The sequence below is a fragment of the Nocardiopsis synnemataformans genome, from assembly GCF_965343085.1.
Classification (GTDB): domain Bacteria; phylum Actinomycetota; class Actinomycetes; order Streptosporangiales; family Streptosporangiaceae; genus Nocardiopsis; species Nocardiopsis alborubida.
Genome location: NZ_CBDRFA010000102.1, coordinates 1 through 22,053 on the forward strand (window position 1 = coordinate 1; position 22,053 = coordinate 22,053).

The 22,053-nt window shown below is 69.8% G+C and carries 18 protein-coding genes; 7 read left to right on the plus strand and 11 right to left on the minus strand.

The features are described 5' to 3' along the window. Positions 1 to 119: 119 nt before the first annotated feature. The 3 genes from ACSIH6_RS35890 to ACSIH6_RS35900 form a co-directional block, all read right to left on the minus strand. Entirely contained in the window at positions 120 to 1,133 is a 1,014-nt protein-coding gene (locus tag ACSIH6_RS35890; RefSeq protein WP_435112771.1) for an STM4015 family protein, read from the minus strand. A 13-nt stretch (positions 1,134 to 1,146) separates the two neighbouring features. Beyond that, complete coding sequence (locus ACSIH6_RS35895) at positions 1,147 to 1,797, minus strand: hypothetical protein (protein WP_435112772.1); 651 nt, start codon at positions 1,795 to 1,797, stop codon at positions 1,147 to 1,149. A gap of 113 nt (positions 1,798 to 1,910) precedes the next feature. Then, positions 1,911 to 2,462, minus strand: a complete 552-nt coding sequence (locus ACSIH6_RS35900) for an ATP-binding protein (protein ID WP_435112773.1) — start codon at positions 2,460 to 2,462, stop codon at positions 1,911 to 1,913. Positions 2,463 to 2,695: 233 nt separating this feature from the next. On the opposite strand from ACSIH6_RS35900, the gene ACSIH6_RS35905 reads away from it, so the two are divergent. Together ACSIH6_RS35905 and ACSIH6_RS35910 are read left to right on the plus strand one after the other, a co-directional pair. Next, a complete protein-coding gene (locus ACSIH6_RS35905; protein WP_435112774.1) occupies positions 2,696 to 3,568 on the plus strand; it encodes a helix-turn-helix domain-containing protein in 873 nt (290 codons plus the stop codon). Then, positions 3,565 to 3,819, plus strand: a complete 255-nt coding sequence (locus ACSIH6_RS35910) for a DUF397 domain-containing protein (protein WP_435112775.1) — start codon at positions 3,565 to 3,567, stop codon at positions 3,817 to 3,819. Before ACSIH6_RS35905 ends, ACSIH6_RS35910 begins: the two co-directional genes overlap by 4 nt. 103 nt (positions 3,820 to 3,922) lie before the next feature. Here the strand turns inward: ACSIH6_RS35910 and ACSIH6_RS35915 are convergent, their stop codons facing one another. Then, positions 3,923 to 4,870 (minus strand): ion transporter, encoded by a 948-nt coding sequence (locus tag ACSIH6_RS35915; protein ID WP_435112790.1) that lies wholly within the window; start codon positions 4,868 to 4,870, stop codon positions 3,923 to 3,925. Positions 4,871 to 5,348: 478 nt separating this feature from the next. Here ACSIH6_RS35915 and ACSIH6_RS35920 point away from each other — a divergent pair, with 478 nt between their 5' ends. Further along, positions 5,349 to 5,900 (plus strand): thymidine kinase, encoded by a 552-nt coding sequence (locus ACSIH6_RS35920; protein WP_061078256.1) that lies wholly within the window; start codon positions 5,349 to 5,351, stop codon positions 5,898 to 5,900. 78 nt (positions 5,901 to 5,978) lie between these two features. On the opposite strand, the gene ACSIH6_RS35925 is transcribed toward ACSIH6_RS35920, so the two are convergent. From ACSIH6_RS35925 to ACSIH6_RS35940, 4 genes are read right to left on the minus strand one after another with little or no spacing between them, the layout of a single operon-like run. Beyond that, the gene (locus ACSIH6_RS35925; RefSeq protein ID WP_435112776.1) at positions 5,979 to 6,737 is read right to left on the minus strand and encodes a hypothetical protein; all 759 of its coding nucleotides are present in this window, start codon (positions 6,735 to 6,737) and stop codon (positions 5,979 to 5,981) included. After that, positions 6,730 to 7,908 carry a C40 family peptidase gene (locus tag ACSIH6_RS35930; protein WP_435112777.1) on the minus strand — a complete coding sequence of 393 codons (1,179 nt, stop codon included), beginning with the start codon at positions 7,906 to 7,908 and terminating at the stop codon, positions 6,730 to 6,732. The genes ACSIH6_RS35925 and ACSIH6_RS35930 overlap by 8 nt, the downstream gene beginning before the upstream one ends. Before the next feature lie 4 nt (positions 7,909 to 7,912). Then, on the minus strand, positions 7,913 to 8,593 hold the full coding sequence (locus ACSIH6_RS35935; protein ID WP_435112778.1) for a hypothetical protein: 681 nt from the start codon (positions 8,591 to 8,593) through the stop codon (positions 7,913 to 7,915). Positions 8,594 to 8,612: 19 nt separating this feature from the next. Continuing rightward, positions 8,613 to 10,967 carry a type IV secretion system protein gene (locus ACSIH6_RS35940; RefSeq protein ID WP_435112779.1) on the minus strand — a complete coding sequence of 785 codons (2,355 nt, stop codon included), beginning with the start codon at positions 10,965 to 10,967 and terminating at the stop codon, positions 8,613 to 8,615. Positions 10,968 to 11,801: 834 nt separating this feature from the next. On the opposite strand from ACSIH6_RS35940, the gene ACSIH6_RS35945 reads away from it, so the two are divergent. The 4 genes from ACSIH6_RS35945 to ACSIH6_RS35960 all read left to right on the plus strand — a co-directional run bounded on the left by ACSIH6_RS35945 (position 11,802) and on the right by ACSIH6_RS35960 (position 16,691). Further along, positions 11,802 to 12,725 (plus strand): hypothetical protein, encoded by a 924-nt coding sequence (locus tag ACSIH6_RS35945; protein ID WP_435112780.1) that lies wholly within the window; start codon positions 11,802 to 11,804, stop codon positions 12,723 to 12,725. 151 nt (positions 12,726 to 12,876) lie between these two features. Then, positions 12,877 to 13,935, plus strand: a complete 1,059-nt coding sequence (locus tag ACSIH6_RS35950) for a hypothetical protein (protein ID WP_435112781.1) — start codon at positions 12,877 to 12,879, stop codon at positions 13,933 to 13,935. Between the two features lie 227 nt (positions 13,936 to 14,162). After that, entirely contained in the window at positions 14,163 to 16,097 is a 1,935-nt protein-coding gene (locus ACSIH6_RS35955) for a protein kinase domain-containing protein (RefSeq protein WP_435112782.1), read from the plus strand. A gap of 93 nt (positions 16,098 to 16,190) precedes the next feature. Continuing rightward, positions 16,191 to 16,691, plus strand: a complete 501-nt coding sequence (locus tag ACSIH6_RS35960) for a DUF3995 domain-containing protein (protein WP_435112783.1) — start codon at positions 16,191 to 16,193, stop codon at positions 16,689 to 16,691. A gap of 23 nt (positions 16,692 to 16,714) precedes the next feature. Here the strand turns inward: ACSIH6_RS35960 and ACSIH6_RS35965 are convergent, their stop codons facing one another. The 3 genes from ACSIH6_RS35965 to ACSIH6_RS35975 form a co-directional block, all read right to left on the minus strand. Beyond that, on the minus strand, positions 16,715 to 18,007 hold the full coding sequence (locus tag ACSIH6_RS35965; protein ID WP_435112784.1) for a DUF6891 domain-containing protein: 1,293 nt from the start codon (positions 18,005 to 18,007) through the stop codon (positions 16,715 to 16,717). A gap of 243 nt (positions 18,008 to 18,250) precedes the next feature. Further along, positions 18,251 to 19,285, minus strand: coding sequence for a hypothetical protein (locus tag ACSIH6_RS35970; protein WP_435112785.1), 1,035 nt, complete (start codon positions 19,283 to 19,285; stop codon positions 18,251 to 18,253). Positions 19,286 to 19,556: 271 nt separating this feature from the next. Beyond that, positions 19,557 to 22,037, minus strand: coding sequence for an ATP-binding protein (locus ACSIH6_RS35975; RefSeq protein ID WP_435112786.1), 2,481 nt, complete (start codon positions 22,035 to 22,037; stop codon positions 19,557 to 19,559). Positions 22,038 to 22,053: the final 16 nt, after the last annotated feature.

Here is a 22,053-nt window from a genome sequence, read left to right on the forward strand (position 1 = left end):
ACCATGCCTAGCAGCTCCGGATGACAGACGGGGGCGGGCGGAGAACGGTCGGGGCGCCGGAAACCGCATCCGGCCGGGGCCACCGCTGGTCAGCCAGGCCCCGGCCGTGAGCGGCCCGGCTACTCGGAGGCCGCGGTGTAGTAATAGGGCTCCTCGTCCTCGTCGTACTCCTCCCTGTCCTCGTCGTCCATCCCGTCGTCCAGGTCGAGTTCGACCCCGGAACCGGCGAACGCGGCCCGCACCCGCTCCACCGTCTCCTCGCTCATGAAGTGGTAGTGCAGGTCGAGCTTGCGCAGACCGGAGAAGGCCTCGGCCCGGTCGACGAGCTCCTGGGCGCCCTGGTCCGTGAGGATGCCCAGGGACAGGTCGAGCACCTCCAGGCGCCTGACGACGGGCGCCTCGGCCAGCACCGGGACCCACTCGGCCCACTTCTCCGCGTTGCGCACCCCCAGGTACTTCAACCGGGGGAACGCCTCACCCGAGAGCACCGGCGCCAGGTCCTGTGGGGAGGTGCTGCCGCCGTAGTCCTCCATCCCCAGCCACAGCTCCAGGTGCTCCAGCGCGGGCAGACCCGAGGACGCCACCTCGCGCACGACCCGGCCGGGCAGGCCACCGCTCTGGAGGGTGAGGGAACGCAGCGCCTCGTGCGAGGGCACGTGCAGCCCGAGCCGACCCTCCATACCGTCGGCGCCCTTCACGGTCAGCTCCTCCAACCGGGGGAAGGCGGCCACGAGCGGCGCCAGGTCGGGCTGGGAGATCCAGGAAAGCTCACACTCGTCGAAGGTGATGTCACCGAAGAAGAGCGAGCGCAGGTTCGGCAGCGCGTCGGCGTGCTCGACCAGCAGGTCCGCGGCCTGGTACAGGCCTCCGTCGCTGGCGTAGGACCATTCGCCGATGACCAGTGCCGTCAGCCGCTCGCCGTCCACCTCGGACAGGAACCGGGCAAGGTAGTCGGGGCCTTTGTCCTCTGGGGTTCTCCGGAGGTCCTCGCTGGTCCGCAGCCGCCAGGCCGTGGAGGCGGGGTCGTGCGGGTTGCCGCCCCGCTCCCGGATACGTTCGAGCCGCTCCTCCTCCGTGCCGCTGGCGGGGAACTCGACCACGGGCAGACCCGCGAACTCGGTGAGGCTGGACATGGGGAATCTCTTCTCAGGCTTCAGGGGGCGAAATGTTCCCCATGCCTAGCAGCTCCGGATGACAGACGGTGATTCGGGAGCCTTCCGGGGCGTGGAGGCCCGGGGACGGCTGAAGGCGCGGCGGCCGGTGCGGGGGTCCCTGCGGATCCTGACGGAAGCGGGTGCGGGAGCGGATGCAGGAGTGGGCGCTGGGGCGGTGATGGACGCGGGGGGCGAGGGTGGTTATAGGCCCGGGGGCGGAGGCCGGAGCGGGACCCATGGCCGGTCGCACCCAGGGCCGGGCGGCGGGCGGGTCGGTGTCCGGAACGGTCTGCGGGGTGATGCGCGGGGTGCCGTGCGGACGCAGGATGAGGAGGAGGGCGTCGATGTCGGCGGCCTCGGTCAGCCCGGACGGACCGGCGATCCAGAAGGACTGGGTGGCCTCGCCCCACCAGATGGTCAGGTCGCGGTGGCGGGCCTGGACGGCGGCGGCTTGGGCGTGCTCGCGGGCGAACTCGGCGCGGTGACCGCCCAGACGCGGAAGCTGCTGGGCGCGGCGAGTCCGGCAGGAGGGGTGGTCGCAGGTCAGGCAGGCCGGGCCGACGAGCGGAGTGCGGCGCGGGAGTGGCCGGGAGATGGGGCGAACGTCTTCGGAACGGCGGGGCGAGGGGATAGGGTTATTCATCAGATCCTCTTTCCTTGCTTATGTCTGAGTTGGGTTTCGGGGGTTCAGGGCCCAGGGCAAGCGGTGGTGCGCTTTCCTGGGCCCGTCTTGTCTCTCAGGTCAGTCGATCGGGCTCAGTCGCTGGATTCCCACTGGCTTCCGGCGAAGTCGTAGGCCAGGTAGAACCACACGGTGCGGAACTCGGCGTTGCCGTTGTCGCCCCACTCGGAGGCGAAAGCGTTGACCATCGCGAGGCCCCGACCGGATTCGCCACTCAGGTTCAGCCCGTTCGCCCGGGGCTTCAGGCAGGCGTCCCTCTTCTTCAGGCCGCCCCGGTCACGGCAGGCCAGGTGCAGCCCGGTGCGGTGGCGGTGAACCAGCAGGGTGTAGGTGCCGCCGGGCTGACCGGAGAGGCTGTGGCGGATCGAGTTGTTCGCGAGTTCGCTGCCCAGCAGGGTGAAGAGGTAGCGGTAGTCGGTGGACTTCGCGGCGGCGCAGGTGTCCAGGAACGCCCGCACCAGCGGCATCACGGCCGGAGTCCCCGCGAAGTCGTAGCGGCGCAGCCGGTAGTTCGGCCGCTCGGGCTGGCTGGAGAAGTAGTGGCGGTGCGCGGGCCGGATGAAGCTTGTCAGTGGGACCGTGGCCTCTCCCAGTGCGGGCATGGGCATCGGGACTTTCGCGGGCATGACGAACACACTCCTTGGCATGTCGAATTAGGAACATCCAGACAAAGGGGGTGAACGTGCCCAGAAGAGATGAGTTCGCTGTTCCCGAGACTCCATGGTGGGGCACGACGTAGCCTAGTCGCGGAACCTACAGCCAGCCTGCTCCCATCGGCTACGATTCAATACTGAGGCTGAATTTCAGTCTCGTCAAGCGCTTCTCTGGATCTTGGGAAAGTTTCTCGGGAGTAACCTTCATGGCCCTACAGCAGCACCCTCGAAGTCCTTCCATTCGTCGGCGTCGCCTGTCCGCTGAACTTCGACGCGCACGTCAAGCAATGCAGCTGACCAGCAAGAATGCTTCAAGAGAGCTGCGTTGGTCCCCCGGAAAGCTCAGCATGATCGAGAACGGCGAGATCCAAACCATCAAGCCTGACGATTTGGACAAACTGCTTAATCTATACAAAATCAATGATGCCGCGAAACGCGAAGCCCTCCATCAGCTCGCCCGCGACGCAAAGGTCCGAGGCTGGTGGAACCAGTACAAGGATGTCTTCAAGAACGAGTCACTACCGGACTTCGAAACCGAAGCATCCACCATACGGACATACGAGGCTCAGGTCATCCCGGGGCTACTCCAGACTCCGGACTACACCGCTGCCCTGCTTCAGGGAGGGCGTTGCACAAGCGCTGAAGAGATACAGCGTCGCGTAGAAGCCCGCATGGCACGACGTGAGATTCTGACACGCTTTAACCCGGTCAACTACCGAGCCGTTATCGATGAAGCCGCCTTCCACCGCCGCATCGGCAGCCCGGAAGTGATGCTTCAGGAGCTCAAGTACCTGCTGCACATGGCACATATGCCGCATATCGATATCCAGGTACTCCCCTTCAGCAAGGGGTCGCATGCCGGACTCGCTGGGCCGTTCGTCATCCTGGACTTCCCAAACCCGCTGGATCCGACCATCATCTGTGTTCCTACCCTGACTGATGCTCTGTATCTGGAAGGACAGGACGAGATCGACCTGTACACCGCAACCTTCGGCGACGTTCAGGGGTCGGCTGTCAGCTCCGCAGAGTCTGCCGAGTACATCAGTGAACACATCAAGACCCTGGAAAGGGCCTCATGAGAACCTCAAAGCTGGACTTCTACAAGAGCAGCTACAGTGCCCATGACGTCAACTGTGTCGAGATCGCACACGTCCCCACAGACTTCCGCAAGAGCAGCTACAGCGGACGGGACGTCAACTGCGTCGAGGTCGGTGACCTCCCCTGTGGCGCCGCCATCCGCGACTCCAAGCACCCGGACGCCGGGCACCTCCCCTTCCCCGCCCCCGAGTGGACGACCTTCCTCAACGCCGCTCGCGGCCGGAAGCTGTAGGTACCCCACACCTTCCCGTCCTCCCCGCCGCCCCTGATCCGCAAGGCGCCACACAGGCACACAGACACCCGGAAGCCCGCCCCTGGGCCTCCGGGTGTTTCAACTACACGGAGGAGGGTGGCTGCGGCTGCGCCGCGTCCCCGTTCCTGCGCCTGACGGACTCGGCCGGCTCCCCGGGCTGAACCGTCTGGACGGCCTGCGCTGTCTGAGTTGCCTGGTCTGCCTGAACGTTCCCCGGAAGGCCGTCAGCGCCGGGGCCCGCGTCCCGCTCGCGCAGCATGCGGTCCAGGCGCTCGACCTGCTGCCCGAGTTCCACCAACCGGTTCATGACCGCCTCGTGCTGGACCTCCTCCAACTCCTGGTCCTCGGCCCAGCGGACCTCGCTGATCTCCTGTTCCAAGGACGTGACGATCACCGCGATGACCAGGTTCAGCATGATGAACGCCGTCAGCACGATGTAGACCACGAAGAAGATCCAGGCCGTCGGATGCTCCGCCAGCACCGCGTCCGAGACGTCCGGCCAGCCCTCCGTCGTCATCAGCAGGAACATCGTGTACAGCGACGTGCCCAGATTGCCGAAGAAGTCCGGCACGGCCTCACCGAACAGCTGGTGGGCGATGATCGCCGAGGTGTAGATGACCACCAGGAGCAGGCCGATCACGGTCCCCACTCCCGGCATGGCCTTGAACAGCGCGGTGATGATCTGCCGCATCTGCGGGACGGCGGTGATCACCCGCAGGATCCGCAGCACCCGCAGGATGCGGAGCACCGCGAACGGGCCGGTGGCCGGGATCACGGAGATCGCCACCACCAGGAAGTCGAACCAGTTCCAGGCGCTCCGGAAGAACCGTCCCCGCCAGGCGTAGATCTTGAGAGCCATCTCGACAACGAACAGGCTGACGACGGCGTACTCAACGACCACCAAATACGGAAGGGCGGAACCCCCATAAGTCATCCAGCCCAAAATCACGGCATTGACCAGAATCACCGCGAGCATGATGTTGGAGAACCACCGACTCTCCACAAGCCTGGTGACCTGAGCACGCCGCAATGCAGTTTCCTCCTTGCCAATTCCACTGCCGAGCGATTCGGACATGGAGCACCAAATATATCGAAGCGGACTCAACTCCTGTGCGGCGCACCTGCCTTTGATCGGGCGCGTACAGCTTCACGTTCACATCAGCCGCCACAGCCTCATCCCGTGCCCACGCTTCACGGAAGACACACCCTCACTGGTTCCGTGGGCCGCTGAGGAGGTCTCGGAAGAGGAAATGACGAGTGCCGTATCCCACATCCCGACTTTCGGTCAGAACAACGGCCGGGGACACTTGGCCCGGAAACCCCGTACCCGTCGGGAGCACTCCGCCCCGCCCGATGAAACCCTTCCCAAGGGATGTCGGGACCACGGGCAGTGGTTCGGGAGGCCGGTCCCGTCACTGGTATGTTCGCTGCTGGCCACGGCAGGAAGCCCGACACGATGACGAGCCCGAGCCGTCGACAGCGCCAGCGCCCGCGACACAGGAAGAGACATGGCGGAGCTGAAGTACTTCACAGGTTCGATGAACTCGGGCAAGAGCACGATGGCCCTCCAGGAGCACCACTCACGCGGTGGTGAAGGGGTGCTCTACACGAAGCAGGACCGTGCCGGAGCGGGCATCATCTCGTCCCGCCTGGGCCTGGAGTCCCCCGCCGTGGAGGTGGGCGACGACCTGGACCTGTACGACGACATCGCCGACCGCAAGGCCCCCTACGTCATCTGCGACGAGGCCCAGTTCCTGTCCGACAAGCAGGTGGGGCAGCTCGCGGGCGTGGTGGACGGGATGCGGATCGACGTGTACTGCTACGGGATCCTCACCGACTTCCAGGGGCAGTTGTTCCCCGGCTCGAAGCGCCTGGTGGAACTCGCCGACAAGATCGAGGTCCTGCCGGTCTCCGCGCGCTGCTGGTGCGGCGGTCGCGCCACCCACAACGCGCGCGTGGTGGACGGGGTCATGATCTACGAGGGCGAGCAGGTGCACATCGGCGGCAACGAGTCGTACGCGACCCTGTGCCGCCACCACTTCATGGCCGGAGTCGCCTGACCGGCCCAGAGCCGTGGATGCCCACGGCCGTCCAGGTGCCGTGGCCGCAGGAAAACCGACGGGCTCCGTCCTGCCGCCTCACTCCGGGATCATAGTGCCGAGGTCGTTGTCCAAACGGGTCTCCATTTTCATCACCTCGTGCGAAAACTCCGCTGCCGAAGCACCGTCCTCCGCAGTCATGTGCACCATGAAGACCCCGCTCCTTTTTCTAGCGACCACGGTGTAGAAGTTCCCCACTCCACTCTCCGGGACGCCGTAGAAGTAGTGGGCTTCATCAACCATGGAGTAGGGCCCGCTCTCCTCGACGGCGCGTCCGGAGGACTCGATTTCGTCGGCCCAGGCTTCCAGATCCGCCTGAGCCAATTCATCCCGATTGTCTTCAGGAGAGTAGATGACGGCACGGTAGGTGAATTCGAATTCCCAGGGGACCGCATACGTCGCATCAGGTCGGACAATTCCACCGCACGAACCCGATCGAACCAGGTCATCCTCTGCTGAAGGGCCACCGTCTATGGACTCGTCCTTCGGTTCCTCGGATCCCGAGGTCAGGCTGAGTTGGATTGCCGAGATCGAATCAACGATCTCGCAGAGATCGAACCTGTCTGCCAGGAACTCCTCTCGTGGCGCAGTCGGCTGAGCAGCAACGGAACCGGCGCCATCAGGGGTTTGTTCCTCCTGACCGAACCCTGATGTCAGGGTAGAAATGAACGTCCCGAGTAAAGCGACGACAACACCAAAGACCCCGAAGGCCGCCAGGGTCCCGCACCCGAAAACCGCCGCGGCGGCCTTCCACCCGTGCAGCCCCTGTTTCTTGGGCGGTGCCTTCTGGTCAACCACGACTGTCCTGCGCCTCCAACTGGGCCTGCACGTTCGGGTGCTCCAGCGGACGCGTGAAACCCATGATGTCCGCACGATTGGGGTCATCGTACTCGCGCACCGCGATCGGTCCACAGTTGGTGCACCAGGCCTCGACCATCAGCCCGTCACCGATCACCATTCCCACGTGTCCTGGGCCGGGAGGCTCCCCCTCCCGACTCACATGGAAGAACACCAGGTCGCCGGGCTGCTCCTCCCCCTGAGAAACCTCGGGGCCGAAACCCCATTGGTCCTGGGAGATCCGCGGAATGGTGACGCCGATGCTCTCGTAGGCCTTCTGCATCAGACCGGAGCAGTCGAATCCGGTGGGGCCGACCCCACCCCAGATGTAGGGCTTCCCGCGCTGGGCCAGGGCCCAGTCGACCACGGCCTGGGTCAGCTCGTCCGGAGCGCTCCCGATCGGGGCGCCCTGCGCGTCGAGCTGGCAGGCGACCGCGGTCTCGATGGAACCCGACGTGTCGTACTGCCCCTCCGCGTACTGCCGCGCCCACTCCAGCACATCGTCCACGTACCACCAGGCGTGGTTGTAGCCGTAGATGGCCTGCCGGACGTCCTCCTTCAGGCCGTGGGCGATGAGGTAGTCGGCGGCGGCCGGGATCGCGTCGGCCGGATCGTAGACACTGACGATCCCGTCATCGTTTCCGTCGACGCCGTATCCCTGCTCCGGGCGCTCGTCCACGGGCTGCACGGGCTCGCCGCCCCAGCTGTTGCCCGCCGCTGAGCCGTCCAGGGAGCCGAACTGCATCGGTCCGGCCGCGCCCCAGTCGTTGTGCCCCTCGGTGATCCCCGGGCCCTCCCAGCGCCCGTGGTGGGACTCCACCTGACCCACACCCGCCAGGATGTTCCACGGGATCCCGCGATCCTCCCCGACCTCCCTGTAGATCTCCAGGTAGTTCTCCGGGATGGAGTTCATCGCGTAGCCGCTCGCGTCCGGCTGCTCGGCGTCCGTGTCCGGTCCGCAGACCAGGCCGTTCGCCATCATGGAGCCGATCTGCTGGGTGGTGTTGGTGATCACGGGGATCACCAACATGGCGAACATGCTCATCAGGGCGACCGTGACGGCGACGGCGGCGCCGAACCACAGGCCCGCCGCTCCCCTGTCAGAGGACCTGCGGGTGAAAAGGGAGATCATGGGGTCACTCCTCCCCTCCGAACTGTCCGGCGTCGGCGGGCTGGAAGTCGAAGACCCTCCAGGAGCCGCCGCCGCGTACGACGGTGACGGCGAACTCGCCGAGGTTCTCGTCGAACTCGGCGCTCCCCGTCTCGGTGATGGACTGCGCCGTCACGACGAAGGTGACCGAGTCGGCGCCGAAGGTCCGTATGGAGTCGACCTGGGCCCGTCCCTCGGCGACCGCCTCGGCCTCGGACATCTCGCTCCAGAAGGCGCCGACCCTGCTCGTCTCGGCCAGCACCCCGGCGAACTCGGGGGTGGCCAGCTCCTCCATCGAGGCGTAGTAGGACTCGGGGGACTGGGTGTAGTCGATGGTTCCGTAGGCCTCGGCGAAGGTGCGGGCCGCCGCCCCGGCCGCCTGGAGTTCCGCCTCCGTGAAGGGGAACCAGTCCAGGACATCCACGTCCTCGGCTGCGGTGGTCGGGATCGGGCTCGGCTCGACGGTGGACAACCCGTCCGGGCCGCCGGGGCCGCCCGGGGGTTCCTCCTGGGCGGTTCCGGGGTCCGGGGAGGCCACGGAGGGATCGTCCTCCTCCTCGGCGCCCCCGAAACCGCCGAAGCTGAGGTAGAGCCCGAACACGACCAGCACGACGATCAGTCCGAGGAAGACAGCCCGCTGGGCGCGTTCGGGGAGAGGGTTGGGCATCGCTTCGGGCCTTTGTTCGTCAGTCGTCGTTCAACCAGAAGGGGACGTCCCGCTTGCGGTCCCTCGTCGTGGAAGAACCGCTCTCCCCCCAGAAGGGGGTGATGGGCGCGTTGTCCCTACGCTTGCCGGAACCGGTCAGCCAGCCGCCGTCACCGTCGCCCCGGCCCCGGCTCTCACCGGAGGGCGCGGGACGGGCGGGACGCTGGGGAGCGGGACGTTCGCGCCGCTCCCTCGGCGAGCCCCAGCGCGAGGCGCGGGCGTTGGGGTTGCCCCGGGCCGGGGTGTCCGCGCGACCGCCGAAGATGCCCTGGCCGGTGCTGGGATCGGGCCGCTCGGAACTCGCGGCGCGGCCGCTCCCGGCCGCGGGGGCACTCCCGCCGAACACCGAGCCGCCACCTCCGCCGCCGTCCCGGCGTTCGGAGCCGCCACGGCCTCCCGAGCCGGTACCGAACACGGAGGCCCAGCCGCTGTCACCGGTACCGGTGTAGCCGCCGCTGGGGCGGGGCGGGATGGAACCGGAGGCCGCACTACTACCGGAAAGGCTCGGCGCCTGGTCACCGCTGCGTGCGGGTCCGGCGGGCCGGGGGCCGCCACCACCGACACCGCCACCGGTCGGAGCGCTCCTGGTGACGTTGAGGGGCGGGGCCGCGTTGTCGCGGACCCTGCCGTATCCGGCGGTGCCACGTGCCCGCGCTCCGTCCACGCGGACCGGACCACCGTCGACCGGGACCTCGTCGCCGACTCCGGTGTCCACACCGCCGTTGGGAACTCCTCCCCCGCCTGCGGGAACTCCAGCGGCCGCTCCGGCGATCTGCGGTCCCCGGCGCAGCCCCCAGGCCTGCGCCTTGAGGTTGGCGACCGGCGGCAGGACCACCGCGCTCCGGCTGAGCGCCTGACTCTGCGCGGCGTCGCTGACGATGCGCGAGGTGAAGGTGTTCGCGTTGACCGAGGAGAACAGGTACGCGAAGGGCTTGCGGTAAACGAACAGCGCGACGGTGAAGAGAGCCAGCAGGATCATCTGGAGCCCCCAGCCGAGGCTGGTGGACATGACCATGCCATAGCACATGACCAGGAGCGAGATCAGGAGTACGACGAAGATCTGCTTGAGCAGGAAGCCGATCATCAGCTCGACCCAGCGCAGCAGAACCATTCGCCCGTAGCCCGGGTGGATGCCGATGAGCAGGAATATGGGCGCCAGGAGGAAGAGCAGGAGGAAGGCGATCTTCAGCACGATGAGTGCCACTGACCCAGCGAGGATCAGGCCACCGGCAAAAACCGAAGCGAAAAGCGCGAGCGTCGCCACTCCGAGGCGACTTCCCTGATCATCGCCCGAGAAGAGGGGATAGATGCTGGGGTAGAACTCCTGCACGTCAGCGGCGATCGCCTCGTAGGACTCCTGTTTCTCCGTGACGAGTTCGTTGGCGTTGATCTCCTCGTCAACGATTTCCTGCTGCTCAATACGGCTGATCGCCTGAGCGGCGATGAGGTCAGTTCCGTGGACGTGTGCAGCTGATTCGGCGATATCCCCGTTTCCGAACTGCCCGGAGACCCAGGGCTGGCACACGAGACTGGACCACAGCATGTCCGCGTTACGCCTGACCTGAAAATCAGCTTCGGATTCCCAGTCCGCACGCTCCGGTGGCTCTGCCCCTGAGGGACAGGTCCCCGATCCCCCTCCGTAGGGCACTTGTCCGATCGTGCTCGTCACCAACTGACTGCCGGAGTTCACCAGGCCGCTGGCCATGCCCATGATCTGGGCCGGGTTGACGAGGATCCACAGGCCCAGGGCCGTCGCCGCGATCATCCAGATGCTGGACTCGATCGTGAGCGTCATCCTCTTCCGGATGAGCCCGTACCAGCCCAGCCACAGGGCGCCGAGGATGACGACGGTGGGGATCAGCGGACGCCAGATGCCCTCCCTCAGCGTGACGACCACGTTCTCGACGAGTTCGTTGAAGCTGGCGAGGAGGCCGTCGGAGGTCGCGGCCTGGTACACCGTGATCGTCGACTGGTTGATGGTCTTGGACAGGTCCCAGGCCGTGTTGGCCAGGGTCGCCTGCGCGCCGTTGCTGATCCCGTCGACACAGGACTCGGTGATCATGTGCCACTGCTGCCCGGCGGTGCCGTACTGGCCGTACATGCTGGCGTCGGGCGGCAGGCCGTCCGTGGAGCCCTCGATGGAGGACTGCGACTGCGGGGGCACGAGCAGGCCGTCGGAGCCGCTTCCCGCCGACTCCGGCAGCGGCGCGGGCTCGCCCGGGCACAGCGGGTTCGCCTGGGCCCCGGTGAGGGGTAGCACGACGAGACCGGTCAGCATGAGGAACGTCATCAGGAGGCGTCGCCATCCCCGCCGTCGGACGTGCTGATGCGTCATCTGCTGGCTCCTGCGTCGTGGTTCGGCCGAAGGCGATGTTCGCAGACACCGGGGCCCCGTCGACGCGCCCGTACACGCGTGCACACCGCACGCGGCCGTGCGCGACCACAAGGCCCCCGCATGTCTCTACCCCATCCTCTATGGTGCGCCATCACCGGGTTGGGGAACGGGCGCAACGCGTCGGGTTTTCCCCTTCTCTCCCCCGGTGTGGCCAGCCCCTGGGGGACAAAGGCGACCTCTGTCAATGTTTGCGCAGGTAGTGGGCGTGAACGGCCTTCCGAAACACCCAGAAACCACAAGGCCACAATTTCCTAGCCGCCTCAGCACTATGAGGGGCGTCACACTCAGTTTCACCACCAAAAGCGGACACCGCGCCATCAAACGGACTGACATCCGATGCCAGAACTGCCTTCGGTGGAACCCCGAGTCCGCATTGCCGCAGGACCGAAACCTGACCTAGGTCCACAACGGCATCGCCCTGTTCCCTTCCGGCTCAACAGTCCCTTGCCGCCCGGACACCCCCTCGCCACCGAATGGCATCCCTGAGCACCTCCGGGCGTCCTCCGAGCGGCGCCCCGCCCAACCAGACGCAGGACCCGGGCATCACAGGAAGCGGCCGTCCGCTCCCCCACCCCCCGTCCCGAAGGTCCAGCCTTGTCCACTTCCCCGCCTGATCCGCCGGGCCCGGCCGATCCCGGATCCCCGCACTCCGGTCCCCCGCGCTCCGGCTTCCCACGGGTCCCTGCCCCACCCCCTGCCCCGTCCACCGCCCCACCGGCCACCCCACCGGCCGCCCCTCAGGACGCGCCCGCCGGGAGGACCGTCGCACTCGTCGTGAGCGCCGTCCTGTACTCGCTGGTCATCGCGGTGGTCCTGCTCCTGGTCGGCACCGTGCTGCTATGGAGCCTCGTCGGCGGAGCAACCGGAACCGCCGTAGCGGCCGGGTGCGCCCTGTGCGTCCTGCTGGCGGTCGCCCACCGGGTTCTGCTGAGCGTTCTGCGCCGCGCCGACGTTCACCGCCCGGGGGTCGCCTCCACCCTCCTGACGGGCTCGGTCGTGCTCATGTTCGCCCAGACGGCGTTCATGGTCCTCGTCCACGACGTCAGTACGTTCATGAGCGTGCCGGTCGCCGCGGCCGCGCTGGGCGGCGCCGTCGCCGCGGTGCTGGCCGTGAACCGCCGCCGCGCGTTCGGGTGGGCCTGCGTGGCGGTGTGCGCTTTCCTGTTGTTGCAGTCTCTGTTCTCCCTGGGTCTGGAGGCCGTCGACGACCGCCAGGAGACGCGGAGGGTCCGGGCGGCCGTCGCCGACTATCCGTATGAGGTCGCCGTCCTCGACGCTCCCGGCTGGACTCCCGTGTCGGTCAACACCCACCACGGGGACGAGCGCATGATCGTCGTCTACGAGAACGCCGACGGCGAAGGCGTGGTGTTGACCACCTGGGGCGACTACGTGCCGCCGCACGACCAGGACCGGCCGCTGTGGGCCCGGTGCGAGGGCTACGCGGTCGAGTGCGCCGAGCCCTCGGAGGGCATCGTGCTGCGCGAGGGCGATCCGGGGGTGCGCGAACCGGATGAGGCGAGGCTGGAGGTGCTACCCGGACGCGTGGCCGTGCTGGAACAGCGGGAGGAGCAGATTCCCGGGTCGCTCCACGGCCACACGCTCCCCGACATCGGCCTGGACGAACTCCACGGGCTGGCCGCACACGTGCGCGTGGCGGAGGACGGGGAACTCGTGGAGATCGTCGAGCGGACCGGATGAAGCGCGCTCTCTCGGCTTCCTCCTCTTCCGCCCCGCTCCTTCCCGGCCCCGGCGGGCCCGCGCCGGGACGGGCCCTGGGTCCACACCGAACCCGGGAGTCTCCGGAGGCGTCACATCACGTGACTCCCTTCCCCCGCTTCTGTGAGGCCCCGTGAGCACCGCCCCCGATCCGCCGCCCGGTTCCGCGTCCGCATCCGACCCGGCGCACGGCCCAGAGCCCGAAGCCGCCCTCAGCAAGGGCGCCGTGTGGACGGTGGTCGTGGCCACCACCCTGTACCCGCTCCTGGTGGGCGCGGCCCTGTGGGTCGGAGGGATGTTCGCCCTCCTCGGCCTGCTGTACTCCGACTGGAGTTACACGGTCCTGTTCGCCATGGCGGCCCTCGCGTTGGTTGGCGGCGGGCACTGTCTGTTCCTGTGGATCCTGCGGCGGCGGGGCGTTCCCCGCCCCTGGGAGTTCCCGACGATCCTGAGCACGGCGTTGGCCCTGGCACTCTTCCAGATGCCGCTGGTGGTACTCCTGCACCTGGATGGCTTCCCGCCCCTGCCACTGACGTGCCTGGGGCTCTCCCTGCTCGGTACCCTCACGCTGGCGGCGCTCCGGCACCGGCACAGGTTCGTGTTCGCGCTCGCCCTGGTCGTCGCGGCGGCGCTGCTGCTCCACGGCATGTCGTGGATGGCCGTCGTGGAGAACCAACGGCGGGACCGGACTGAACTCCTGAGCGAGGTCGCGGACTTCCCCATCGCCATCGCCGTGCTGGACTCCCCTGACTGGGAACCGTCGGGCATGCAGGTCGTCGACAACGATGTGCAGGAGGAGAGCGCCGACATCACCTACGTGCCGGTCAACCCCTCCCCCGAACTCGACGGGTTCGGTCTCACGTTGCGCAGCCACCCTCTGGAGGGGGAGCACGATTCGGGGTGGACGCCCCTGTACGAGCTGTGTGACCTGGAGGACGGGCCCTGGGCGTGCGAGGAGCACGGGGACACCGTCATCGCCGTCGACGCGGACGGGGAGGAGGTCGAGTTCATGGAGGCGCGCACGGAGTTCACCGACGGGGTCAGGGCCACGCTCATGACGGACCTGCCCAACGACTCACAGGGTGCTCCGACCATGGAGTTCCCCGATATCGACATGGTGCGGCTGTCGGAACACATCCGGGAGGCGGAGCCGGGAGAGGCGGAGGAGATCATTTTCGCGGTCACGGAATGACATTCCACGGGCACGCGGAACAACGGGTCCCGTACCACGCACCGTGCCGCGCAGGTGACCGCTACCGGCCACCCTCCCGCCGGGGTGTGGGGAACTGTCCGCAATCGAGGGAGAATGGTTCAGGAAACATGGACGAGTGTCACAAAGTGCTGCTGTAGGGCTTTTCTCGGATAGATTGTCCTGCGCATCGTCACCCCTCTCCCGACCCCCTGAAGGGATGCGCGCCTATGTCCTCCTCCGGTCACTCCTCCGTCGGCCGCTACGAGCTGCGGGAGAGGCTCGGCGCTGGTGGGATGGGCACCGTGTGGCGCGCCTGGGACCCCTCCCTCCAGCGCGACGTGGCCATCAAGGAGGTCCTCCTCCCCCAGGGCATGGACCCCGAGGCCCGCGCCGAGGCGCACGCCCGCACGCTGCGCGAGGCCCAGGCCACCGCGCGGATCAGCAACACGGCGGTGGTGACGGTCCACGACGTCCTCGAACACGAGGACAGCCCGTGGATCGTGATGGAGCTGCTCAGCGGCACGTCCCTCCAGTACCAACTGGACCACCACGGTCCGATGCCGGTGGAGCGGGTCGAGGAGGCCGCCAGGTCGCTGCTCGGCGGCCTGAAGGCGGTGCACGCGGGCGGGGTCACCCACCGCGACGTCAAGCCCGCCAACGTCATGCTCACCGACGACGACCGGACCGTGCTGACCGACTTCGGGATCGCGAACGTCGACGGCGGCGCCGCCCTCACCCAGACCGGCGTGTACATCGGGTCGCCCGAGTACATGGCTCCGGAGCGGTTCGAGGGCAAGCGCGCGCTGCCCGCGTCGGACCTGTGGAGCCTGGGCGTCACCCTGTACGCGCTCCTGGAGGGGCGCTCGCCCTTCAAGCGGGAGAGCATCACGGGGATCATCAGCGCGGTGCTGACCGCGCCGATGCCGCCGCGGCTGTCGCTGGACGAGAGCGAGCACAGCCCCGCGAGCGCACCGCTGCGGGCGCTGATCGCGGCGCTGCTGGCCCGGGACGTGTCGGCGCGGCCCAGCCCCGACGAGGCGCTGGCCCTCCTGGAGCGGGAGAAGCAGGCACAGGACGGCGGCGACAGTGGCAGCGGCGACGGCACCGGGGCGCAGAGCGCGCCGGGCGGCGGCGCCGTTCCCACCGGCCCCTCGGGGGGCTACCGCCCGCCGTTCCCCGTCGCGGGTGCCGGAGCGCCCGGTCAGGGAACTCCGGGGCAGGGAACCCCCGGCCCGGGCCCCCACCCGCCGTGGCACGCGGGCCCGAGCGGCCCGCACAACCCCGGGTTCGCGAGCGGCCCGCACAGTCCCGGTGGACCTCAGGGCGGACCGAACGCACCGGCGTTCCCGGGCGTGCCCCGCAACCCCGGCGGCTCCCACAACCCCGGCGGCCCCCAGCGTGGCCCCAACGGCCCCGGCTTCGCGAGCGGACCCCCCAACCCCGCTTTCCCCTCCGGTCCCCACGGCCCCGGTTTCCCGGGCGGGCAGACCGGTCCGAACCTTCCCGGCGGCCCGGCGGCGAACGGCCCGGGCGCGCGTCCCGGGGCCTACCCGCAGGCGCCGCACGCCGCTGGCCACCGGTCCGCGCCGCAGATGGCCCCGGTCCCCGGGGCGACCGGCCAGTTCTCCCTTCCCGGGAGCGTGTCGACGGGGCGGGGCCCGCTGCCCGGCCAGCCGGTCGGCGGCCCCGGACACCCGGGGATGTTCCCCGGGCACGGCGGCGGCCCGGCCACCGGCGGCCAGACGCCGTGGGAGCGCCCCCGGACGCGCATGCCCGGGACCGTGGTCACCGCGGCCGTGATGCTGGTGCTCAACGGGCTCTACCTGCTGGTCCTCGCGGTGCTGTTCACCGTGGAGTCCACCAGCGGGTCCCTGGAGGTGAACGGGGCCTCCATGGCCCAGCTCTACGTCTGGGGTCTGCTGTCGACGGTCGCGGCGCCCGCCCTGATGACCCGGTCCCGCCTGGTCTACGGGGGCGTCGTGCTCCTACAGATGGTGGCGGCGGTGGTCCTGGTGCTCAACATGTTCACGGTGGTGGTCTACGCCCCCGAACAGCTGCTGGTCTACGTGCTGGTGCTGGTGCTGAACCTGGCGGTCGCGGGCCTGCTGCTGGTCCCGGCGGGGGCGCGGGCCTACTTCGGGTTCGGGACGGCCTTCCGCTGACGTCACCCCGGACGCCTCCCCGTAGGACCCCGGGGCCGGGTGCGCTGGTTCCCACGGCGCCGTGGGCGCCGGGGCAGTGGCATGCTGCTCGCTATGCACGAAGATCCGCGGGACAGGCGGGACGGGGCGGCGTCGGGGCTGTGGGGGCGTGTCGCGTGCGCCTGGGCGGTCGCCTTCGCCGTGCTCCACCTCTACTGGGCGCTGGGCGGCAGTTGGGGCCTCGGCGTCTCGGCGGGCCCTGTGGCCGGGGAACGCCCCGGGTGGTTCGTGGCGGTGGGCCTGTGGGGCGTGGGGCTGTTGTGCCTCGTCGGCGGTGCGCTGGGCTGGCTCCTCTCCAGGCCGCGGCCTCCCGGCCCGGCGGGACGGGTGGTCAGGGTCCTCGGCTGGTGCGTCTGTGCCGTGCTGCTGCTACGCGCCGTCGCCGTCGAGGTGATGCTGCTGGCCGACCCCGCGGGCCGGGAGATCACCGTCAGCCCGGAACAACGGCTGTGGACGCTGCTGCTGTGGAACCCCTGGTTCCTGGTCGGCGGACTCGTCTTCGGCCTGGCCGCGCTGGGGTTCGCACGGGCGCGGAACCCGGGGAACGGCGCCTGAGGGCGTACCTGGTCCCGAACCGCTCACCAGCGGGTGACCCTCAGCTCCCCCAGGTCCGCCAGGGCGACGCGCCCCTCCTCGGCCAGGACGCGCACCGTCTCCTCCGCCTCGGAGAGGGTGACGTGGCGGCCCCGCGACACGGCCTCGGAGGGTGAGGGGCTCTCCATCCACAGCCGGGGCCCGCTCTCCCACACCATCTGCACGACCGCGCCGCCCGGGGCGGTGAACACCGCGAACGTGCCCTTGCTGGGGGTGAGCCGGTGGACGACCAGGCGCGCGGCGGCCGTCTCCAGGGGTTCGGCGTAGTCCATGAAGCCGAGGCCCTCCTCGGCGGCGTCCGCGTAGTGGACCTCCAGCAGCCCCGTGTGGGCGGAGCGGGCCTCCTCGCGCGGCCAGACGGCGCCCACCACCCAGCGGCTGAGGGGTTCCTCGACGCGTTCGCGGGACAGCGCCGGTCCGTGCCGGACGCGCAGGAGGTCGAAGTCGCGTTCGAGGGCGATGGTGTGGCCCCGGTCGCTGCTCAGCGTGGCGACGAAGAAGCGCGGCAGCCAGGGCAGGACCATCCGGGACAGCTCGCGGACGCTCACGCGGCCCTGGTAGTGGGAGATCCACTCGGGGACCTCGTAGGGCCCCGGGTTGTTGAAGGACACGTGGACCATGGGCTCGCCGTCCACGGCGGGTCCGGGGAAGGCCGCCCCGCGGCCGAAGCGGCGGCGGCTCCAGTCCATGCCGACGTGGAGCTTGCGGTCGGGGTCGCCGTCCCACTCGACCGTGAGCCCGTGGGCGCGCAGGGCCTCGGCGACCTCCTCGCCGACGGCGGCGCGGCGGATCGGGTGGCTGGCACCGAAGCCGATGGTGAGCGAGGACCCCGCGACCGCGTGCGCGGCGTCCTGGCTGTGGTAGAACGCGTACCCGCGCGCCGCGGTGTCGGCGGGCCGGGAGTTGCGGGCGGCGAGTTCGCCCTCCAGCGCGGTCCTGGCGCAGCGCTCGCAGCAGGTGAACTCCTCGCGGGCGATGACGCCGGACTCGTCCAGCGCGCGGAAGGCACGTGTGAGGCGCTCGCCGTCGGTGCGGGCGGGCCAGCGGCGCTGGCGCTGGACGTGCTCGGCCAGGGCCCGGTCCACGTGGTCGTGGAGCCGGGCGGAGGCCTCGCGGACCCCCCGCCCGCCGGGGTCGCCGTCCTCCAGCGTGTCGAGCAGGCTCCGGCGGGCGTCCCGGAGGAGTTCGACGAACCCGTCCCTGCCCGAGGCGACCCCCACCGCCACCGTCTCCCTGGCGGAGACGAGGGGGTGGACGCTCTCCCTGACTTCACTCATTCGCCCAATGTGTCAGAAGCGGGAGGCGTTTGGGGACGATTGCCGAAGCCGCCACTGTCCGCATCCGGACAACTACCGCGACACTGGTCACAACAGGTGCCGTGGTGTCAGCAGCCTCCGGCGCGCGCCCGGCGCGGTGACCGCGGGGGCTGCCGGACCGGGTCGCCGGGACGGCCCCGCCCGCCGACGCCCCGCGGGGCGTCGGCGGTGACCGCGGCCAGCACTCCACGCGGCCGCGGGGTCTCACCCGTGGGCGACCAGGTCGTGCCCGGCCAGGCGGCTGACGCGCTCGTCGCGGACCTGCCGGGCCAGGGCCGCGGTGGCGGCGAGTTCGGTGACGTCCGCGGCCCGGGTGCCGAGGAAGCCCGCCGACGCCAGGTGTTCGGCGTACTCGGCGGTGGAGTCCACCGCCTCCTGGCACTGCTCCCACTCACGGTGGGCCGCGACGGCCTGCTCGACGAGGCGCCCGTACTCGGTGATCTGGGCGACCCGGGCGCGCACGGCGGTCTCCACGGCGTGCAGGTGCTCGCGCTGGGGCTTGAGCGCCTCTCTGACCCGGGGCGAGACCGCCCGCTGCCAGCGGCGCTGGTGGGAGCGGCGCAGCCCGCGCTGCCGGGCCAGGAGCGAGGCGATGCGCCACTCCTGCTCGTGCAGGACGGCCAGCGCCCGGTCGGTGTCCAGGGACTCCCCGCCGAGTTCGGCCCGGGCCCCGCGCACCAGGTCGATCGTGCGCTGCACCTCCACCAGCAGGGCGTGGTCGCCCTCGCTGACGTCGTCGGGCAGCACCACGCGCTCCCGGTGCCGCTCCCGGTCGGTCCGGCGCACCCGCGAGGTGAGGGTGTCGGCGGTGACCACGGCGACGAGCACCCCGAACACCACCCACGGGATGCCCGGCGAGGGGTCCTGGGGCGCCACGTCCATCAGCCAGGCCGGGGCGGCGGCCAGCGCGCCCGCTCCCGCCGCGGCACCCGCGGCCCGCACGGCGGGGTGGGCGTCCCGCCGGAAGGCCAGGGCGGCGACGTAGGCGACGAGGCTGACGCTGGCGATCACCATGCTCAGGTACCAGCCCGCGGTGATCAGGGCCATGGTCGTGGTGAACCCGACGCCGAGCAGGTGGACACCGCTGTCGAACAGCCCCGGCGGGCGGGCCTCGGTGGACCCGCCGCCGCGTCTTGGCGGGGGTCCCGGGGGCTCCGCCCCTCGGAAGGCCTCCTCGCGCTGGCGGTCGGGCAGGGCGGGGTCGATGACGGGTCGCGGCCGGATGGCGTCCTCACGCATGGGCGGTCCCTCGTGAGCGGTGGGGGTCGGAACGCGGGGGCTGGGGAGGTCGGGCACCCGGGGCGGAACCCGACAGGGTAGGAGATTCCCACCCGGGAGCGCCCCGAACCAGGCGCCGCACACCCCTTGTCCGGAAAGGCCCGTCGGCCCGCCCCATCCGCAGTGATCCTGCTCCCAGAGGCGCTGTCGGCGTTCCACAGTGCCTCCAGCAGCAAGATCACCGGGAGGAGAGGGCTCCTACGTCACACCCGCAACGGTTTCGGACGACCGCTTAGAGCTGCTCGTCACGTCCGCCCGCGGGCACCAGGTTCTGCCCCGCCTCCTCCTCGCCGGGGCGCTGGCGGGTGGGGTTGGTGTCCAGCCAGCGCAGCAGGTTCTCCGAGACCAGGTCGACGCCGATCCGCCCGACCCTGCCGTCCAGGTCCCGGAACAGGCACTCGCCGTTGCCGAGGTTGCGCAGCACGGCGAGGTGGTCCTCGTTGGTCTCCACTCCCAGCAGGGACATGACGCTCTCCACCTCGAAGCGCTCGCTGGAGCGGAAGGCGAACACCGAGGACAGGCAGTTGGTGACCTGTTCGTTGAGGAGGTCGCCCGCGTTCTGCGAGACGAGGATGAGCGCGGTGTTGCGGGAGCGGCCCATGCGCGAGACCTCGGGGACGAGCTTGGCGCCCTCGGGCGTGGAGGTGACCGCCCAGGCCTCGTCCAGGAAGATCGCCTTGGGCAGGTGCCGGTCCAGGCCGTTCATGAGGCGGCGGGCGAACTGGGAGACCAGGTAGAGCAGGGCGACGGACAGGCGCTGCTCGTAGGAGTAGTCGTCGCGGCCCACGCCGGAGTCGGGCAGGGTGAGCCCGCCCAGGGTGAACACGGTGGTCCAGCCCTCGGTGTCGATCTGGGCCTCGCCCTGGGGGTCGAAGCACAGGCTGGCCAGCCGCATCTCCGACATGGACTGGAGGACGGCGCCCAGGTTGCGCGAGGCCGCGCCGGGCGAGGAGACCAGGTGGTCCACGACCTTGGCCAGGGAGGGCTGGGGCTGGTTGGCGACGGCGGCCACGGCCTGGATCATGGCGGACTCGCGCTCCTCGCTCATGCGGGGCAGGAGCAGGCGCAGGGTCTCGGTGGCCATGGTCTTCTTGGCGGACAGGTCGTCGCCGAAGGCGAAGGGGTCGAGCAGGCCCGGCTGGGCCGAGCCCAGGGACATCATGCGGGCCTTGCGGCCGCGTCTGCGCAGGAGTTCGACGAGGGACTCGGCGTCGCCCTTGGGATCGATGGCGGCGACGGTGACCCCGCGCAGGGCGAGCTGGTAGATGAGCAGGAGGGCGAGGGTGGTCTTGCCGCCGCCGGGCTCGCCGGTGATGGCGATGGCGGTGGGGCGGTTGCGGGCCGCGGCGACCATGGGGTCGAAGTGGACGATGGAGCGGGCGCGGCCGATGGTCTCGCCGACGTAGGGGCCCACCCAGCCGCCGCCGGAGTGGTCGACGCGGTCGCCGACGTCGACGGTGGCGGTGGGCATGCCGCCGGCGATGGTGCGCAGCGGCTGGCGCTGGGCGTAGGCGTTGAGGCGGATGCGGTCGCCGGGCAGCGACTCGTTGAACAGCGAGAACTGGTCGCCGGTGGAGTTGATGACGTCGATGCCGATGTCGCGGTAGTGCTCGATGACCGCCTCGACGTGCTGGCCGAGGAGGCGCTCGGTGGGCGCGGACACCATGAGGCGGTGCCAGCCGTAGACGAAGGGCAGGCGCTCCTTGGTGATGCCGTGCTCCAGCATGCGGGCGGCGTCGATCTGCTCGGCGAGCGCGATGGGCGCCTCCACCCCGGCCTCGCGGATGTGGGCGTCCATGTCGCGGGCGTGGGCGAGCTTGCGGCCGACGTCCTTGGAGGCCTTGGCGGGCGGGATGAGCTTCATCCGCAGGGACATCTCCACCGGGAACGGGAGCGCGTCGGCGTGGTGCATCCAGGGTTCGCCGTCCGGGAAGGGCATCAGGTCCGGGAAGCGGGCGAAGGACAGGAACGCGACGTGGGTGGACCCCGCGGGCTGTTCGAGGCGCAGCGCGGAGCGGCCGTTGTGCACGACGCCGTCGACGAGCGCCTCGATCTCGCCGCGGCCCCAGGTGCGCCGTCCGGCGGCCGAGGGGCGGATCTCCTCGGCGGTGCCGCTGACGGCGTGCCGGATGAGCCAGGCGATCTCGTCGGAGGTGGCGTGGCGGGCGTGCAGCGAGCTGGCGGCCAGGGCGCGGCCGAGCCGCTCGGCCTGGTCGGTCCAGCGGGCGATCTCGCGGTCGTCCACGGCGTCGTCGTTGATGCCCAGGACCTGCTCGGTGCGCTGGTAGGCGCCGAAGAGCTGGGAGAACAGGCCGAGCCCGGCGCCGGCGTTGCGCTGGCCGAGGCGGACGCCGAGGTAGACCTCCTTGGTCCAGAAGTCCTTGGCCCACACGTGCCGGTAGGTCTCGTCGAGGTAGTCGTACCAGCCGGAGCCGGAGTCGGAGGTGGCGTCGAGCCGGGTGGCCCACTCCGCGGCCGGGTAGGTGCGGTGGGCGACGCGCAGGTGGACCTCGGCGTCGTTCATGCGGATGGCGGCGAGGGCGATGGTGACGTTGGTGGCCAGCGCCTGGCGCTCCTCGGGCGTGGTGAACTCGTAGGAGACCGTGGGCAGGCGGAAGTAGGCCCAGGCCTCGCTGTCGCTGAACAGCACGCGGTCGTCGAAGTAACGGACCGCGAGGCGGGTCGCGCCACGGGATCCCCTGGTGCCGGTCATCTCTTCGCCCTCCTGG